We start from the raw sequence: 479 nt of genomic DNA, 5'->3' as shown, positions 1-479 counted from the left end.
GTGTCATCACCTTCCTGATATAACCACTGGGCGATTTCGCCTGTTGCTGGGCTAAGGGTAACACCTAGGCGGCGGTATGCCCAGCAGTTATACGCAACAGATACGTAGAAGCTGGCAGGAAGACGGTTGTAAACGCCAATTTTACAGCCAAGCAATGTTGTTTCGCCGCCAAAGCCCATTGTTCCGATGCCTAGCTTATTCGCATTTTCCATCACGTATTCTTCTAATTGGCGCAGTTCTGGAATTTGATTTTCATCGTCTAATGAACGGAATAGCTGCTCTTTAGCAAGCTCATAGCCGGATGTGCGATCACCGCCGATCCCAACACCAATTACCCCCGCACTGCAGCCTTGTCCTTGTGCTTGGTATACCGCGTGCAGTAAGCATTTCCGAATGCCGTCTAGGTCACGGCCAGCTTTGCCAAGACCCTCTAACTCACAGGGAAGACTGTACTGGATGTTTTTATTCTCACAGCCGCC

Annotated in this window: 1 protein-coding gene; it reads right to left on the bottom strand. The window is 50.1% G+C overall.

What is annotated here, in order from left to right; translation table 11 throughout:
* Positions 1–479: fumarate hydratase (locus tag EP737_RS21410; protein ID WP_165350884.1), on the bottom strand; the 479-nt coding region annotated here is incomplete at both ends.

This window comes from Ectobacillus funiculus, assembly GCF_004138295.1.
GTDB lineage: Bacteria > Bacillota > Bacilli > Bacillales > Bacillaceae_G > Ectobacillus > Ectobacillus funiculus.
This window is presented reverse-complemented; position numbering and strand designations above follow the sequence as displayed.